At 68.9% G+C, this 16318-nt stretch carries 13 protein-coding genes and 2 pseudogenes; 4 read left to right on the top strand and 11 right to left on the bottom strand.

What is annotated here, in order from left to right; all coding sequences use genetic code 11:
- Positions 1 to 42 precede the first annotated feature (42 nt).
- The 5 genes and pseudogenes from BST12_RS05780 to BST12_RS05760 form a co-directional block, all read right to left on the bottom strand.
- Positions 43 to 647, bottom strand: a pseudogene (locus BST12_RS05780) (TetR/AcrR family transcriptional regulator).
- Positions 644 to 2725 carry an NAD-dependent DNA ligase LigA gene (gene ligA / locus BST12_RS05775; RefSeq protein WP_083112054.1) on the bottom strand — a complete coding sequence of 694 codons (2082 nt, stop codon included), beginning with the start codon at positions 2723 to 2725 and terminating at the stop codon, positions 644 to 646. Before ligA ends, BST12_RS05780 begins: the two are co-directional and overlap by 4 nt.
- A 234-nt stretch (positions 2726 to 2959) precedes the next feature.
- A complete protein-coding gene (locus BST12_RS05770) occupies positions 2960 to 3274 on the bottom strand; it encodes an ArsR/SmtB family transcription factor (protein WP_139801504.1) in 315 nt (104 codons plus the stop codon).
- Positions 3271 to 3762, bottom strand: coding sequence for an SRPBCC family protein (locus BST12_RS05765; RefSeq protein ID WP_083112052.1), 492 nt, complete (start codon positions 3760 to 3762; stop codon positions 3271 to 3273). The genes BST12_RS05770 and BST12_RS05765 overlap by 4 nt, the downstream gene beginning before the upstream one ends.
- 64 nt (positions 3763 to 3826) lie before the next feature.
- Entirely contained in the window at positions 3827 to 4855 is a 1029-nt protein-coding gene (locus tag BST12_RS05760; protein ID WP_083112051.1) for a uroporphyrinogen decarboxylase/cobalamine-independent methonine synthase family protein, read from the bottom strand.
- Between the two features lie 94 nt (positions 4856 to 4949).
- Here BST12_RS05760 and BST12_RS05755 point away from each other — a divergent pair, with 94 nt between their 5' ends.
- Positions 4950 to 5579: a sensor domain-containing protein gene (locus BST12_RS05755; protein ID WP_083112050.1), complete on the top strand. Its 630-nt coding sequence runs from the start codon at positions 4950 to 4952 to the stop codon at positions 5577 to 5579.
- Between the two features lie 11 nt (positions 5580 to 5590).
- Here the strand turns inward: BST12_RS05755 and mnmA are convergent, their stop codons facing one another.
- From mnmA to BST12_RS05735, 4 genes and pseudogenes are all read right to left on the bottom strand, one after another.
- Entirely contained in the window at positions 5591 to 6679 is a 1089-nt protein-coding gene (gene mnmA, locus BST12_RS05750; protein WP_139801503.1) for a tRNA 2-thiouridine(34) synthase MnmA, read from the bottom strand.
- Positions 6680 to 7882, bottom strand: coding sequence for a cysteine desulfurase family protein (locus BST12_RS05745; protein WP_083112049.1), 1203 nt, complete (start codon positions 7880 to 7882; stop codon positions 6680 to 6682).
- A 126-nt stretch (positions 7883 to 8008) separates the two neighbouring features.
- Positions 8009 to 8860: pseudogene (locus BST12_RS05740) on the bottom strand (lysophospholipid acyltransferase family protein); the annotation flags it as partial.
- An 8-nt stretch (positions 8861 to 8868) separates the two neighbouring features.
- A complete protein-coding gene (locus tag BST12_RS05735; protein WP_083112047.1) occupies positions 8869 to 9708 on the bottom strand; it encodes a GNAT family N-acetyltransferase in 840 nt (279 codons plus the stop codon).
- Between the two features lie 253 nt (positions 9709 to 9961).
- On the opposite strand from BST12_RS05735, the gene BST12_RS05730 reads away from it, so the two are divergent.
- Complete coding sequence (locus tag BST12_RS05730; protein ID WP_083112046.1) at positions 9962 to 11827, top strand: PE family protein; 1866 nt, start codon at positions 9962 to 9964, stop codon at positions 11825 to 11827.
- Between the two features lie 22 nt (positions 11828 to 11849).
- On the opposite strand, the gene BST12_RS05725 is transcribed toward BST12_RS05730, so the two are convergent.
- Complete coding sequence (locus BST12_RS05725; RefSeq protein ID WP_083112045.1) at positions 11850 to 12806, bottom strand: electron transfer flavoprotein subunit alpha/FixB family protein; 957 nt, start codon at positions 12804 to 12806, stop codon at positions 11850 to 11852.
- Between the two features lie 33 nt (positions 12807 to 12839).
- Positions 12840 to 13631, bottom strand: coding sequence for an electron transfer flavoprotein subunit beta/FixA family protein (locus BST12_RS05720; RefSeq protein ID WP_083112044.1), 792 nt, complete (start codon positions 13629 to 13631; stop codon positions 12840 to 12842).
- A gap of 207 nt (positions 13632 to 13838) precedes the next feature.
- Here BST12_RS05720 and BST12_RS05715 point away from each other — a divergent pair, with 207 nt between their 5' ends.
- Both BST12_RS05715 and BST12_RS05710 read left to right on the top strand, forming a co-directional pair.
- Positions 13839 to 14639, top strand: coding sequence for a class I SAM-dependent methyltransferase (locus BST12_RS05715; RefSeq protein WP_083112043.1), 801 nt, complete (start codon positions 13839 to 13841; stop codon positions 14637 to 14639).
- On the top strand, positions 14636 to 16225 hold the full coding sequence (locus tag BST12_RS05710; RefSeq protein WP_139801502.1) for a 1,4-alpha-glucan branching protein domain-containing protein: 1590 nt from the start codon (positions 14636 to 14638) through the stop codon (positions 16223 to 16225). The genes BST12_RS05715 and BST12_RS05710 overlap by 4 nt, the downstream gene beginning before the upstream one ends.
- The last annotated feature ends 93 nt before the right edge of the window (positions 16226 to 16318 follow it).

Below are 16318 nucleotides of genomic sequence, written 5' to 3'. Positions count from 1 at the left end.
CGTACTACACAAGAGACGTCACCGTACACTTTCAAGCCAGGCTCAGTCGGTGGCGCGGGTGAGGCCGGGGATGATGAAATCGTCGACGAGGGCTTGCACTGTGCGACTTGTGGGCGGGCGGTCGTGCACGATGGCCCGAAATATCAAATACCCCGGCAACAGATCCCATAGATCATCGCTGATGGCGGACTCGGCGATCTCGCCGCGCTCGGCTGCTTGTCGAAGTACGTGCTGAATCAAAGCTTTGCGCTGATCGATGAATGCTGCATGGCGTCATTGAGCGCGGGGTGGCGCGAGATTTCGACAAGCACCGCGCGAATTGTGCTGGCCTGTTCGTTTCCTTGGCGGCAGCAAAGTTCGCCGATGGTGAGCAAGTCGCCGCGCAATGTGCCGGTGTTGGGGGGCACCGCGACTTGCCGAACCCCCTCGATGAATGCGGCCAACACAAGCTCGGCTTTCGACGGCCAGCGCCGGTACACCGTTGCCTTGCTGGCGTGGGCCGTATTGGCGACGGCGTCCACCGTCAGCCCGTCGTACCCGTGCTCCTGCAGCAGCTGCAAAGTCACCGCGAGCAATTCGGCCTCGCGCGGCGACCACGGCGACAAGTCCGCGGACCGTTCGGCAGCCTGTGTCATAGCGCCCACTATGGCACTTCTGCCGCTTCGCTGTCAGGGGGTTCTTCGGGCGGCCCGTGCTCGAGCAGCCTGCGGAAACCGTCCTCATCGAGAATGGTCACCCCGAGTTCAACGGCCTTGTCGTACTTGGATCCCGGCGAATCACCGGCGACGACATAAGAGGTCTTCTTCGACACGGAGCCGGCCGCCTTGCCGCCGCGGGCCACGATCGCCTCCTTGGCGTCGTCGCGGGAGAACCCGGTCAACGAGCCGGTGACCACGATGGTCAGGCCGGCCAGGGTGCGCGGAATGCTGTCGTCGCGTTCGTCGGCCATCCGCACTCCGGCGGCGCGCCACTTCTCGACGATCTCGCGATGCCAGTCGACGGTGAACCATTCGGTGACCGCAGCGGCGATCGTCGCTCCGACACCCTCGACCGCGGCCAGCTCCTCGGTGGAGGCGTCGACGATGGCGTCGATGCTGCCGAATTCGGTAGCCAGCGCACGCGCCGCCGTGGGCCCGACGTGGCGGATCGACAGCGCCACCAGCACCCGCCACAGCGGCGCGGCCTTGGCCTTGTCGAGGTTGGCCAGCAGCCGCTTGCCGTTGGCCGACAATTCGCCGGCCTTGGTGCGAAAAAGGTCGGTGCGCAACAGATCTTCTTCGGTGAGACCGAAAACGTCGCCCTCGTCGCCGATGACGTGCGCCTGTAGCAGGGCCGCGCCCGCCTCATAACCCAGCACCTCGATGTCGAGCGCATTGCGGCTGGCGACGTGAAATACCCGCTCCCGCAATTGCGCCGGGCAGCCGCGCGCATTGGGGCAGCGGATGTCGGCGTCGCCTTCCTTCTCGTGCGCTAGCGTGGTGCCACACTCGGGACACGTTGTGGGCATGACGAATTCGCGTTCCGACCCGTCGCGCAGGTCGACGACGGGCCCCAGCACCTCGGGGATGACGTCCCCGGCCTTGCGGATCACCACGGTGTCGCCGATCAGCACGCCCTTGCGCTTGACCTCCGAGGCGTTGTGCAGTGTGGCCTGACTAACCGTCGACCCGGCGACCTTCACCGGCGTCATGAACGCGAACGGGGTGACCCGGCCGGTGCGGCCGACGTTGACTTTGATGTCGAGCAGCTTCGTCTGGGCTTCCTCGGGCGGGTACTTGTAGGCGATGGCCCAGCGCGGGGCCCGCGACGTGGAGCCCAGCCTGCGCTGCAGCGCCACCTCGTCGACCTTGACCACCACGCCGTCGATTTCGTGGGCGACCTCATGGCGATGCTCGCCCCAGTAGTCGATGCGCTCCTGCACCCCGGCCAGGTCGGAGACCACGGTGGTGTGCTCGGAAACCGGCAGGCCCCAATCCTTTAACGCCAGGTAGGCATCGTGCTGGGTAACCGGACGAAAGCCCTCGGTGTGACCGAACCCGTGACAGATCATCCGCAGCCTGCGACGGGCGGTTACCGCCGGGTCTTTTTGGCGCAGCGATCCCGCCGCACTGTTGCGGGGGTTGGCGAACGGCGCCTTGCCCGCCTCGACCAGGCTGGCGTTGAGCGCCTGGAAGTCCTCCACGCGGAAGAAGACCTCGCCGCGCACCTCGAGGATCTCAGGGACCGGGTAAGCGGCACTGTCGGTGAGGCGTTGCGGAACGTCGTCGATGGTGCGGGCGTTCAGCGTGACGTCCTCACCGGTGCGGCCGTCGCCGCGAGTGGCCGCGCGGGTGAGGCGTCCGTCCCGGTAGACCAAAGACAGTGCGACACCGTCGATTTTCAGCTCGCACAGATAGTGCGCCGCGTCACCGACTTCGGCGTGCACGCGCCCGGCCCAGGCGCCGAGTTCCTCTGAGCTGAAGGCATTGTCGAGGCTGAGCATCCGTTCCAGATGCGCGGCCGATTCGAAGTCCGTCGCAAAGCCGGCACCGCCGACGAGCTGGGTGGGCGAATCGGGTGTGCGCAGCTCTGGATGCTGTTCTTCGAGCGCTTCCAGGCGGCGCAGTAGCTTGTCGAACTCCGCATCGGTGATGATCGGCGCGTCCCGCACGTAGTAGCGGAATTGGTGTTCGCGCACCTCCTCGGCCAGTTCCTGCCACTCGTGCAATACCTCGGGTGAGCTCACCCTGGCAGGTTATCTAAACGGGCCGACGGAGCCAGCCGCGGTCGTCACCGCCGGCGCATCAGTCACAATGGGCACTCTGGTCTCTCGGAGAAGAGTGGTCGATTTGCCTGCCTCACAGCGACAATCTGGATCCTACCGGGCGATGGCGGCCGAATTGTCGCTGTGAGGCAGGCAAACAGGTAGTCCCGTCGACCAGGGACTCCTGTGGCGGATGTGACTAGACGCCGGGGCCTCTCAGCCCTCCACATGAGCCCGCAGCCGGTCCATCGCGGCATCCCAGCGCAGCGACAGCTGCGCGAGGTAGTCGCTGGCACGGGCCAACGGTTCGGTTTGCACCATCCAAAGGCGCTCGCGTCCGCGCCGACAGCTGGTGACCAATCCCGCGGACTCCAATAGCTGCAAGTGTTTGGTCGCGGCTTGCCGGGTAATTGAAATACCCTGCGTTACTTGCGATGTCGAGCTTGGCCCGGCGTGGCACAACCTGACGATAATCCGCAAGCGATTCGGGTCTCCAAGCGCGTCGAAGAGCGGCGCCCCAACCGTGCTCACACCCGCGTGGCTTCCAGATACCTGCGCACCAGGTCGGTCTGAATCGCCCAGCCCTCGGAGTTGGCCCGGTAGGACTCATTGCGACGGTCCTCCCCAATGGCGTCGAAACCGGACTCGACGATGGTGAGCAGCACACCCTCGGGCGTCTCCGCCAACGTGAATTCCACCAGCGTGGTGGGCTCCTGGTCGTAGTCGGCGGCCGGGTCGATCGCGAAGGGATGCCAGCGGTAGGCAAATCGGCGCTGCGGTTCCACCGCGACGATCTGCCAGCTGCTTCGCACCCCGCTGTGTGGTTGCTGGCGCTTGCCGATCTTGTCGTCGACGATCGTCGGGGTGATGACGCCGGTGATGGACATTCCAGCGACGAAGGGCCCATCAAAGCGGATGCCGAACCAGCGCCCGAACTCCTCCGCGTCACTTATGGCCCGCCATACCCGGTCCAACGACGCACGCAACACCACGCGCTTCTCGATGCGGTCGGTACTCATACGCAACCTCCTGGTTGCCTTTCAGCACACCACATCACGCGGCAAAGCGCAACCTTTCAGTTGCTTATTCGATTGCGTCGGGGTCTGAGGCGAACGCTTCGGCGGCCTTGCGGGCCAGTCCGATCGCGGTGCGCGCCCACTGCTGGGTGGCACCTGCCAGGCCACAGGCCGGGGCGATGCCTACCCGATCGCGCAGCGCCGAGCGACCGAAACCGAGGCGATCGGTCACCGCGACCACCGCGGCGGCCAGCTCTTCTGCTGACGGCTTGCACTCCGGTGCGAGGGCAGGCACGACACCAAGCACAATGACGCGGCCCGATTCGACGAATTCCGCGATACTTTCCAGATCGGTTGCCCGCAGCGTGCCGGCATCCACCGAAATCGCACTAATTGCACTGCGCTGCAACAGCTCCCACGGCACCCCCGCACTACAGACATGCAGCACCACGTCCGCGCCCGCGGTTTGGACACAGGCGTCGAGCAGTGCGCCGGCCACCGCCTCGTCCAGCGGTGCCACCGGGCTCAGCTCGGTGACTCCGCTCAGCCGCCCGCCCAACGCCGCCGGCAGCGAGGGCTCGTCGAACTGCACCACCACCGGCGTATCGAGACGCCGCGCCAGCGCCGCACGGTGGGCCGCGATGCCTTCGGCCAACGACGCGGCCAGGTCGCGCACGGCGCCGGGATCGGTGATGGCCCGGTGGCCGTTGGCCAGCTCCAGCCCCGCTGCCAAGGTGACCGGGCCCGGAGCCTGCACCTTGACCACCCGTCCGGATCCGCGCAGGCCCGCGATTTCCCAGGCCTCCTCCAGCGCGTCCATGTCCTCGTCGAGCAGGCTGACCGCCCGCCGGGTCACCGCACCGGGCCGGGCGACGACGCGGTAGCCGCGCGGCATCGTGTCGATGGCTACGTCGATCAGCAGTGCACCGGCTCGCCCCAGCATGTCGGCGCCCACTCCCCTGGCGGGCAACTCCACGAGATGGGCCAACGCGCCCGCCAATTCACCGACCACGACTTCGGCCGCCGGCCGCGCGGCGACGCCCGGCCACGATCCGATGCCGGTGGCTGTCGCGAAATGAGGGGCGAAAACACTCACCGGGCAACCGTATTCGACGTCAGATCACGGGTGGGTCCCCAGGGGTGTTTACGCCTGGGCCGCACGGGTAGGTTCGACCCAAGAAGGGTGGCAGATGGCGAGACTGATACGGCCGCTGCTGTTGTCTTGCGCAACGTTGCTGGCAGTGGCGTGCACGCGGGTGGTGGGCGGTACGGCGTTGCCGGCATACGATGCCACTCCGCTGGGCGTGCTCGATACCGGCGCGCTGCTGTTGGACCAGTCGCGAATGCGTGCGATCACCGGCGCCGGTGAGCATTTGACGATCATCCCCTCGATGGATGGCAGGTCCCCGGTGGACATCGACGCGCTGGCCGAGACGGCGCCACCGGAATGCCGCTTCATCTTCGCCGAAACGGCGACCTTCGGCCCTGACCTTGCGGGGTTTCACAAGACCACGTTTCAGGATCCGCCGGACGGTCGCCTGATCTCCGAAGCTGCCGCAGCCTATCGGGATGCCGGCGCTGCCCGCCGGGCCTTCAACGCCCTGGTGACCTCGGTGGGCAACTGCGCGGCCACGTCCAGCGGCTGGCTGTTCGTCAGCCACTGGAAGGCCGACGGCGACTCCCTGACCCTGCGCCCCGGCGATTGCGGCCGCGACTACCGGATCCTGTCGGTGGCGTTGCTCGAAGTGACGTACTGCGGCTTCCCGCAATCGGTGTCCGACATCGTGATGACGAACATCGCCGCGAACGTGCCAGGCTGACTCGGTCCTTGTCAGGCCCGCGTCAACCGCGAGGTGCCGGCGATGGTGGCGCTGCCAAGCACTTCGTCGCCGTCTGGATCCGGCCGGTAGAGCACCGCAGTCTGGCCCCGCGCGACGCCCCGAAGCGGGGCATGCAAGCTGACAGCGAGTTCGTCGCCGCTCAATTCAGCTGTGGCACTGGCAGTTTCACCGTGCGCACGAACCTGCACTTCACACTCGAGCGGCCCCGCCGGTGCGGTTCCGGCGGTGAAGATCGGCGCCCGCCCGGTCAGCGCGTGCACGTCGAGCTCGGCCGCCTCCCCCACGTGGACTGTTGCGGTATCGGCGTCGATCTGGGTGACGTAGCGCGGACGGCCGTCCGGTCCCGGGCCGGCGATGCCCAGCCCCTTGCGCTGGCCGACGGTGAACCCGTGCACCCCGTCGTGTTCGGCGAGCACCGCGCCTTCGGAATCGACGACGGCACCGCGGCGCACGCCGATGCGTTCACCCAGGAATGCGCGGGTATTGCCCGACGGAATGAAGCAGATGTCGTGACTGTCCGGCTTGTCGGCGACGGCCAGGCCCCGGCGGGCAGCCTCGGCACGGATCTGCGGCTTGGGGGTGTCCCCGATCGGGAACGCCGCGTACCGCAGCTGCTCGGCGCTCAGCACCGCCAGCACGTAGGACTGATCCTTGTCGCGGTCGACGGCACGGCGCAGTCGCCCCCCGGACAACCGCGCATAGTGCCCGGTCGCCACGCAGTCGAAGCCCAGCGCCAGCGCTCGCACCGACAGGGCCGAGAACTTGATCTGCTGATTGCACCGCACGCACGGGTTGGGGGTTTCGCCCCGGGCATAGGACGACACGAAATCGTCGATCACATCCTGCTGAAACTTTTCCGCGAAATCCCATACATAAAACGGGATTCCGAGCACGTCGGCAACGCGGCGGGCGTCTGCCGCGTCTTCCTTGGAGCAGCAGCCGCGCGAGCCGGTGCGCAGGGTGCCCGGTGCGGCGGACAGCGCCAGGTGCACGCCGACCACGTCGTGACCGGCTTCGACCATCCGGGCGGCGGCGACCGACGAGTCGACACCACCGCTCATCGCGGCGAGAACCTTCACCTACGGAGCCCCCGCGGCGGCCAGAGCGGCCCGCCTGGCGCGCGCCACCGCACCCGGTAACACTTCCAGAGCCGCGTCGACATCGGCGTCAACACTGTTGTGCCCCAATGAAAGACGCAGCGACCCGCGGGCGCTGGCGGGGTCGGCGCCCATCGCGATCAACACATGCGACGGCCGCGCAACGCCGGCCGTGCAGGCAGAGCCGGTCGAACATTCGATTCCGTTGGCGTCCAACAACATCAACAGCGCATCGCCTTCGCACCCCCGGAAAGTGAAGTGCGCGTTGCCCGGTAGCCGCTGGGGGTACCTCCCGCTTGCGGGGGACGGATCGTGAGCACCGTTGAGGCGAACATCCTCGATTTCGGCGAGCACACCGTCGACCAGGCGGTCCCGCAACACGCGTAGCCGGGCGCTGTTGACGTCCAGCCCGTCGACTGCGATCCGGGCGGCGACGGCCATTGCGACCGTACCGGCGACATCCGGTGTGCCGGAACGGATATCGCGTTCCTGACCGCCGCCGTGCAATAGCGGCACGCAGGCCACGTCGCGGCGCAACAGCAGGGCGCCCACGCCGGGCGGGCCACCGAACTTGTGCGCGGCCACGCTCATCGCCGACAGCCCGCTGGCTCTGAAATCGACCGGCAGCTGTCCGACCGCCTGAATGGCGTCGCTGTGCATGGGGACGCCGAATTCGGCTGCGACAGCGGCCAGCTCGACGGTGGGCATGATGGTGCCCACCTCATTGTTGGCCCACATCACCGATACCAGCGCGACATCATCGTGGTCCTGCAGCGTCTCGCGCAGCGCCGCGGCCGACACCGAGCCGTCGGCCGCGGTGGGCAACCAGGTCACCTGGGCGCCTTCATGTTCGGCGAGCCAGTTGACCGCGTCCAGCACGGCGTGGTGTTCCACCTCGGTGGTGACGATGCGCCGACGGCCGGGTGCCGCGTCGCGGCGCGCCCAGTAGATTCCCTTGAGCGCCAGGTTGTCGCTCTCGGTGCCCCCGGCGGTGAAGACCACCTCGGATGGGCGCGCCCCCAGTTTGTCCGCGATCAGCTCCCGGGATTCCTCGATCCGCCGGCGCGCCGCACGCCCGGAGGTGTGCAGCGACGAGGCGTTACCCACGGTGCCCAGGACGGCCGTCATCGCCTCGATGGCCGCGGGGTACATCGGGGTGCTGGCAGCGTGATCCAGGTAGACCATGACCCGCCCCACGATACCGGCCGGTTAGGCGACCCCAAACTCGCGAGCGGGCGGGAAAGCTGCACCATCAGCCACTTCAGCCACACGGGCACCCTCGCACCCTGGATACCCAATCCCAGAACGCGATAGCGCGGGCGCTATCAGCCTCGAGTGCTGCCCTATCCGCCGTGGTTCCCCGGCCTGTATGGCCGACTGGCAGCGCCTGGCCAAATCGCGGCGGTCGGTGCCCGGCAGCTGTAACGACTCCACCCGCAAACAGGCCACCGTGCGGCGCACCCGCAGCAGCCGGTAGACCGACCGCAACAAGGTGTCGTCGCCGACGTAGGCCGGCGCGGTCGACACGCTGCCGTCGACGTGGTGATACGACAACCGCAGCGGTTGTACGGGGCGGCCGGCGTCGATCGCGGCCTGAAACATCGCCGGATAGAAGCTCCCGTACGCCCGGCCGCACCATGTCGTGCCCTCGGGAAAAGCCACCACCGTGTGACCGGCGAGCAGCCGGCGGGCGACGGTCTCGACCACGACGGGCAGCCGTCGCAGACTGGACCGCTCGATCGGGATGATCTTCAGGATGCGCGCCACGATTCCCGTCGCGCGTCCGGTGAACATGTCGGCACGGGCGACAAACGATCCCGGCAAGACCGCGCCAATGGCGAACGCATCCAGCCAGGACATGTGGCCGCTCACCACCAGTACGCCGCGCAGATTTCGAATAGGGCTGCCCGACACCGTGATTCGGACACCGAGGCAGCGCAGCACCAGTCTGCAGTAGGCGCGCTGGGCGTGGGTGCGGCCGGGCAGCGGCACCCCCAGCAGCGGCACCCCCGGTGCCAGCAACAGCACCAGCGCCACGCGCAGCGCTACCCGCAGCGCCACCAGCACCGGCCGGGAGGAGGGTGTGGCGTCCATGCCCACACAGTTGATGTCACACGATGCGCGGGGTAGCCAGGAGTGTCCGAGGGCTGCGGGGGCGCGCACCGGGCTGGTCATCGAGACGCGCCGCCCGCCATTTCGGCCGCCGCCGACACCGAGCGCAGTCGCTTGAGATATCGGGTGTCGGCGTCGCGTTTTGCCAGCAGCACGCAGAAGTCGCCGACACCGAAATCCGGATCGTGCGCGGGCTCGCCGCACACTCGAGCGCCCAACCTGAGGTAACCGCGCATCAGCGCCGGAATCGTCGGCCGAGCCGGCGCGTCGATGTCGCCCAGTCCCCTGCCGTCGATGGACACGGGCCGGTAGGGCCGCACCCGGTACTGCGCCGGGTGGCGGCTCAGCACGAAATCGCGCACGCCGCGGATCTGGCTTCCGGGTACGTCGCCCTCGCTGCACACCGGTACCGACACGCAACCGGTCACATAGTCGTAGTCGCAGCGGTCCAGATAGGCCAGGATGCCCGCCCACATGAGCAGCACCACCCCGCCGTTGCGGTGTCCGTCGCGGACCACGGCGCGGCCCATCTCGACCAACGAGGGCCGCAGCGAATCGAACGCGCGAACGTCGAACTCGGTGGCGGTGTAGAGCCCGCCGGCGGCGATGGCGCCCGGCGGCGGCAACATCCGGTAGCAACCAACCAGCTCGCCCGTGTCGTCGTCGCGGACCAGCAGATGGTCGCAGTACTCGTCGAACCTGTCGACGTCGCGGCTGTCGCTCGCGGTGGGTAACGCAAACCCCGGGGTACTGCTGAATACGTCGTAGCGAAGCCGCTGTGCGGCTTCGATGAGCGACGGGTCGGTGGACAGCAAGAGCGAATAGCGCGGCCCGGCAGACGGCCCCGTCGCCGCGTCACGTGGTTTCTCGCTGGGTATGAGGACAGAAGCAATGCTCATGAGAAACAACGTGGCCCAGGCGGTCAGCTAACCGGCATCGACGCTGTGACATGTCGGTGCACGTCAGATGACTAGATGTCGCAGCAACCGGCCGGCATTCACACCAACATTGCCGGACGTTGAATGTGGTCTCACCATTGGCCGAATACTTGCCCAGATCAGCCGCACTGGCGCCAGTTAAGCCAAACGCCGACGGAACCTGCGATCGCGATACTGTGCTCCTTGTCCGGCTAGATGGCGATACGCTGACCCGATGTCGTTTCTGATAGCCGTACCCGAGTTGTTAGGCCTGGCCGCAAGGGATTTGGAAGGCGTCGCAGCGACGCTGAACGCCGCCAACCTGGCCGCAGCCCTCCCGACCACAGGCTTGGCGGCCGCCGGCGGTGACGAGATATCGACGGCAATCGCGGCGGTGTTTGGCAGCCACGCCCGGCAATACCAGGGGCTTAGTGCCCAAGCAAACTCGTTTCATCAGCAGTTTGTCCGCGCATTGAGCAGCGCCGCAGGACAGTACGCCGTTGCCGAGGCGCTCAACACTTCCCCACTGCAGAGCGCGCTGGATCTGCTCAACGCGCCCACCCAGACGCTGCTGAACCGGCCGCTGATCGGGAACGGCGCCAATGGCACCAGTCCCGGCCAGCCCGGCGGCCCAGGCGGGCTGTTGTACGGCAACGGCGGTAATGGCGCGCCCGGGACGAACGCTGGGGTGGCCGGCGGAGCAGGCGGCGCCGCGGGATTGATCGGCAACGGCGGCAACGGCGGCGCCGGCGGGCCCGGCGCGGCCGGCGGTTCCGGCGGAAGCGGCGGCTGGCTATATGGCAACGGCGGCAGCGGCGGCGCCGGGGGTGCGGCCCTGCCGGCAGCGACCGGCTTCAACGGGGCCAATGGCGGGGCCGGCGGGGCCGGTGGAGCTGCCGGTTCGTGGGGTGCCGGCGGCGCCGGCGGTGCCGGTGGTGGCGGTGGTACCGCCGCAGGAACCGGTCCTGGCAATCCCGGCGGCGCCACCGGCGGCAACGGCGGTGCGGGCGGGACCGGTGGCCACGGCGGATGGCTGGTAGGGGACGCCGGGGCCGGTGGACAAGGCGGTGCCGGCGGTGACGGCAATGATGCTGCCAACGGCATTTCCGGCGGCGTCGGCGGTGCCGGCGGGGCCGGCGGCGCAGCGGGATTGTTCGGCGCCGGCGGACAAGGTGGCACCGGCGGGACCGGCGGGCTTACCGGGCTCGCCCGCAGCGGCCAGGGTGGCGCCGGCGGTGACGGCGGCGGTGGCGGGTGGCTGTACGGAAATGCCGGGGCCGGCGGCCAGGGCGGCGACGGCGGGTCGGCAACCTACACCGGCCCCAGCGGCGGACTTGTCATCGGCGTGACCGCCGGCAGTGGCGGCGCCGGCGGAGCCGGCGGCGCCGCCGGGCTGCTCGGTGCCGGCGGAGCCGGAGGTGGCGGTGGTGCCGGCGGGTTGTGCGCCAACCAGGCAGCCGGTGACGGCGGCCAGGGCGGCGATGGTGGCCGCGGGGGTTGGCTGTACGGCACCGCCGGTTCGGGTGGGCAGGGCGGCGTCGGCGGCAGCGCGACATTCACCACCGGCAAAGGCACAACCACCACTGGTTTTGCGGGCGGCAACGGCGGCGCGGGCGGCAGCGGAGGTGCCGCGGGGCTCTTCGGCCTAGGCGCATCTGGCGGCTCAGGCGGAGCCGGAGCGCAAAGTGGGGCCGCAGCCGGTGGGAGCGGCGGGGCGGGCGGCGCCGGCGGTGCGGGCGGAATGCTCTTCGGCACCGGCGGTATCGGCGGGCATGGCGGCGCCGGCGGAGATGGTCTCAATGGACCGGGTGGCGCCGAGGGCACCGGCGGCAGCGGCGGTAACGGTGGTAGCGGCGGCGTCGGCGGGCTATACGGCAATGGCGGCGCGGGCGGCGCTGGTGGTGGCGGTGGCACTACCTATGTGGGCGGGTTGAGCGGCGGCAATGGCGGCAACGGCGGCAACGGCGGGGCCGCACAGGTGATCGGCGCCGGCGGTGCCGGCGGGTCCGGCGGCGTCGGCGGCACCGCCGCAGCCGGTGGGAACAACGGCGAAAACGGCCAAGCCGGCGTCACCGGCACCGACGGCCTGCTGGCCGGCTGACCGGCCAGCAGACGCACGAAACTCAGCCCTTGCGCGCCTTGATCGCATCCGTCAGCTGGGGAGCCACCTTGAACAGATCGCCGACCACGCCGTAGTCGGCGATCTCGAAGATCGGCGCCTCTTCGTCTTTGTTGACCGCGACGATGGTCTTGGACGTCTGCATGCCCGCGCGGTGCTGGATCGCCCCGGAAATGCCCAGCGCGATGTAGAGCTGCGGCGACACCGTCTTACCGGTCTGGCCCACCTGGAACTGGCCCGGGTAGTAGCCGGAGTCGACCGCGGCACGCGATGCGCCCACAGCCGCCCCCAGTGAGTCCGCCAGCGCCTCGACCACGCTGAAGTTCTCCGCGCTGCCCACACCGCGGCCACCCGACACCACGACGGTGGCTTCGGTGAGCTCCGGCCGGTCGCCGGCCACCGCGGGCTCCCGCGACGTGACCTTGGTGGCGTTCTCGGCGGGAGCCGGCACCTCCACGTTCACCTGCTCGCCGGCGCCGGCCTGCGGCTCGGCTTCAACGGCTCCGGCCCGCACGGTGATCACCGGGGTGTCGCCGTTGGCCTGCGCGTCGACGGTGAACGCGCCACCGAAGATGGAGTGCACGCCAACCCCGCCCTCTTTCACCTCGACGACGTCGACCAGGAGTCCCGACCCGATGCGGGCCGCGAGCCGGCCGGCGATCTCCTTGCCGTCGGCGGAAGCGGCCAACAGCACGCCCGCCGGCGATGCCGATTCGGCCAGGGATGCCAGGACGTCGACAACCGGAGTGATCAGATACTGGTCGACGACGTCGGACTCGGCGACGTAGATCTTCGCGGCGCCGGCCTCCTTGAGCCCGTCCACCAGCGGTGCGGCGCTGCCCGGGGGGCCGATGACGACCGCGGACGGCTCGCCCAGCACGCGGGCGGCGGTGATCAGTTCGGCGCTGACCTTCTTCAGCGCGCCTTCGGCGTGCTCAACGAGCACCAGTACTTCAGCCATGGTTTATTCGCTCTTCTCGTCTCAGGGGCTCGGTTAGATGATCTTCTGGCTGACCAGGTACTGGGCGACCTGGTTGCCGCCCTCGCCCTCGTCGGTGACCTTCTCACCCGCGGTCTTGGGCGGCTTGGGCGTCGACGACAACACCGTCGAACCCGCATTGGCCAGCCCGACCTCGTCGCCCTCGACCCCGATCTCGGCCAAGGTCAGCACGGTCACTTCCTTCTTCTTGGCGGCCATGATGCCCTTGAAGGACGGGAAGCGCGGCTCGTTGATCTTCTCGTTGACGCTGACCACTGCGGGCAGCGTCGCCTCTAGCGTGAAGACGCCGTCGTCCGTCTCGCGCTCGCCGGTGACCTTGCCGCCCTCGACAGACAATTTGCGCAGGTGGGTGAGCTGCGGCAGGCCCAGATACTCGGCGATGATGGCCGGCACCGCGCCGCCCACCCCGTCGGTGGCCTCGTTGCCGGCGATCACCAGCTCGGTGCCCTCGATGGTGCCCAGCGCGCGGGCCAGTGCCCATCCGGTCTGGATCACGTCAGAACCGTGCATGCCGTCGTCCTTGAGGTGGACGGCCTTGTCGGCGCCCATCGACAGCGCCTTGCGGATCGCCTCGGTGGCGCGCTCGGGGCCCGCGGTCAGCACGGTCACCGACCCGTCGCCGCCCTCCCGCTCACGGATTTGCAGCGCTTCTTCCACAGCGCGCTCGTTGATCTCGTCCAGCACCGCGTCGGCGGCCTCGCGGTCCAGCGTGTAGTCGCCGTCGGTCAGCTTGCGCTCCGACCAGGTGTCTGGGACCTGCTTGATCAGCACCACGATGTTCGTCATGGTTGTGGTTCGTCCTCCTCGAAGGCGTCCGCAGCGCTCGACTGCCGGACCTCGGTCACGCGATTCGCAACCGCACGCGGAAATGTTACTAGACGGTAACTTTGTGCAGACTGCCCTCACACCATAGCGGGTAGTGCTGGTCATTCCTTCCCCTGCACCCGGTGCCAGGTTCGCGAATCGGATGCCAGGGGTTAGCCTGCCTTAGCAATGAGCGCATTCGTTCCCGACGTTCCCCGCGACGTGCCCGCCGATACTTCGGGGGCCGTCGATACCGTGCTGACGCTGACGGGCGAGCGCACCATTCCAGACCTGGACATCGAGAATTACTGGTTTCGCCGCCACGAGGTGGTCTACGAACGGCTGGCCTCCCGCTGCGCCGGCCGTGACGTGCTCGAAGCCGGCTGCGGCGAAGGTTATGGCGCCGATCTGATCGCCGGCGTCGCCCGCCGCGTCGTGGCGGTCGACTACGACGACGCCGCGGTGGCCCACGTGCGCAGCCGCTACCCGCGGGTCGAGGTGATGCAGGCAAACCTCGCCGAGCTGCCGCTGCCCGACGCGTCGGTGGACGTCGTGGTGAACTTTCAGGTCATCGAGCACCTGTGGGACCAGGGCCAGTTCGTGCGCGAGTGTGCGCGGGTGCTGCGGCCCGCCGGGCTGCTGATGATGTCCACCCCCAACCGGATCACCTTCTCCCCCGGCCGCGACACCCCGATCAACCCGTTCCACACCCGCGAGCTCAATGCCCGCGAGCTCGCCCAACTACTGGTGGACGGCGGCTTCACCGACGTGTCGATGAGCGGGCTGTTTCACGGGCCTCGGCTACAGCAGATGGACGCCCGCCACGGCGGCTCCATCATCGACGCGCAGATCGCGCGGGCGGTCACCGGCGCACCCTGGCCGCGCGAGCTGGCCGCCGACGTCGCGGCGGTCACCACCGCCGACTTCGACATCAGCACCCGCGCTATCGACGGCAGCCTGGACCTCATTGCGATCGCGGTGCGCCCTTGAGCACGGCGAGTTCCGGGACAACCCCGGTGCCCGGCCTGTTCACCCTGGTCCTGCACACCCATCTGCCCTGGCTGGCGCATCACGGCCGCTGGCCGGTCGGCGAGGAATGGCTCTACCAGTCGTGGGCGGCGGCCTACCTGCCGTTGTTCCGGGTGCTGCGGACCCTGGCCGACGAGGACCGCCACGGACTCATCACGCTGGGCATGACGCCGGTGGTCAACGCCCAGCTGGACGACCCGTACTGCCTCGACGGCATGCACCATTGGCTGGCCAACTGGCGGCTGCGCGCTGAGGAGGCGGCCACCGTACGGACGGCACCCAGCTCGAAATCGGCCGGCTATCCGTCCTGCACACCAGAAGCGTTGCGGGCCTTCGGCATTCGCGAGCGCGCCGAGGCCGGCCAGGCCCTCGACGACTTCGCCACGCTATGGCGCCACGGCGGCAGCCCGCTGCTGCGCGGCCTGATCGACGCCGACACCGTCGAACTGCTCGGCGGGCCCTTGGCCCACCCGTTCCAGCCGCTGCTCGCCCCGCGGCTGCGCGAGTTCGCGCTGCGCGAAGGCCTCGCCGATGCCCGGCAGCGGCTGGCGCACACCCCGACTGGTATCTGGGCGCCCGAATGCGCCTACGCCCCGGGCCTGGAAACCGAGTACGCGGCTGCCGGCATCTCCCACTTCATGGTCGACGGCCCGTCGCTGCACGGCGACACCGCGCTGGGCCGGCCGGTGGGTGGCAGCGACGTGGTGGCCTTCGGGCGCGACCTGCAGGTCAGCTACCGGGTGTGGTCGCCGAAATCCGGCTATCCCGGTCACGCCGCCTACCGCGATTTCCACACCTACGACCACCTCACCGGCCTCAAACCGGCCCGGGTCACCGGCCGCAATGTGGCATCGGACGCCAAAGCGCCCTACGACCCCGAGCGTGCCGACCGCGCGGTCGACGTGCACGTCGCCGACTTCGTCGACGTGGTACGCAGCCGGCTGCTCTCGGAGTCCGAGCGCATCGGCCGGCCCGCTCACGTGGTGGCCGCCTTCGACACCGAACTGTTCGGCCACTGGTGGTACGAAGGCCCGACGTGGCTGCAGCGGGTGCTGCGCGCGTTGCCCGCAGCCGGGGTACGGGTGGGGACGCTGCGCGACGCGCTCAACGATGGATACGTCGGCGAGGCCGTCGAATTACCGCCCAGCTCTTGGGGTTCGGGCAAGGACTGGCAGGTGTGGAACGGCGACCAGGTGGCCGATCTGGTCCAGCTCAACAATGAAGTGGTCGACACGGCGTTGACCACGGTCGACAAGGCGCTGGCGCAGACGGCATCGCTGGACGGACCGCTGCCCCGCGATCACGTGGCCGACCAGATTCTGCGCGAGACACTCTTGACCGTTTCCAGTGACTGGCCGTTCATGGTGAGCAAGGATTCGGCGGCCGACTACGCGCGTTATCGCGCCCATCTGCATGCACACGCCACCCGGGAGATCGCCGGGGCGCTGGCGTCGGGCCGCCGCGACAGCGCACAGCGCCTGGCCGAGGGGTGGAACCGCGCCGACGGCCTGTTCGGCGCTCTCGACGCACGAAGGCTCCCCCGGTGACCCTCTTTTGCCGCGAGCGTGCGTGTCGGCCCGCCGACACGCCGCTCCCGGCGGCATTCTGCGCACGCTCGCGACCGAGTTTTCCCAGGGGGC

This window comes from Mycobacterium angelicum (assembly GCF_002086155.1).
GTDB lineage: Bacteria > Actinomycetota > Actinomycetes > Mycobacteriales > Mycobacteriaceae > Mycobacterium > Mycobacterium angelicum.
This window is presented reverse-complemented; position numbering and strand designations above follow the sequence as displayed.

What these genes read in the sequence shown, in the direction of transcription:
- BST12_RS05765 (WP_083112052.1), bottom strand. Translation starts at nt 3,762, where the DNA reads ATGAGTACCGACCGCATCGAGAAGCGCGTGGTGTTGCGTGCGTCGTTG.
- BST12_RS05730 (WP_083112046.1), top strand. Translation starts at nt 9,962, where the DNA reads ATGTCGTTTCTGATAGCCGTACCCGAGTTGTTAGGCCTGGCCGCAAGG.
- BST12_RS05720 (WP_083112044.1), bottom strand. Translation starts at nt 13,631, where the DNA reads ATGACGAACATCGTGGTGCTGATCAAGCAGGTCCCAGACACCTGGTCG.
- BST12_RS05745 (WP_083112049.1), bottom strand. Translation starts at nt 7,882, where the DNA reads ATGGTCTACCTGGATCACGCTGCCAGCACCCCGATGTACCCCGCGGCC.
- BST12_RS05755 (WP_083112050.1), top strand. Translation starts at nt 4,950, where the DNA reads ATGGCGAGACTGATACGGCCGCTGCTGTTGTCTTGCGCAACGTTGCTG.
- BST12_RS05715 (WP_083112043.1), top strand. Translation starts at nt 13,839, where the DNA reads ATGAGCGCATTCGTTCCCGACGTTCCCCGCGACGTGCCCGCCGATACT.
- BST12_RS05725 (WP_083112045.1), bottom strand. Translation starts at nt 12,806, where the DNA reads ATGGCTGAAGTACTGGTGCTCGTTGAGCACGCCGAAGGCGCGCTGAAG.
- BST12_RS05735 (WP_083112047.1), bottom strand. Translation starts at nt 9,708, where the DNA reads ATGAGCATTGCTTCTGTCCTCATACCCAGCGAGAAACCACGTGACGCG.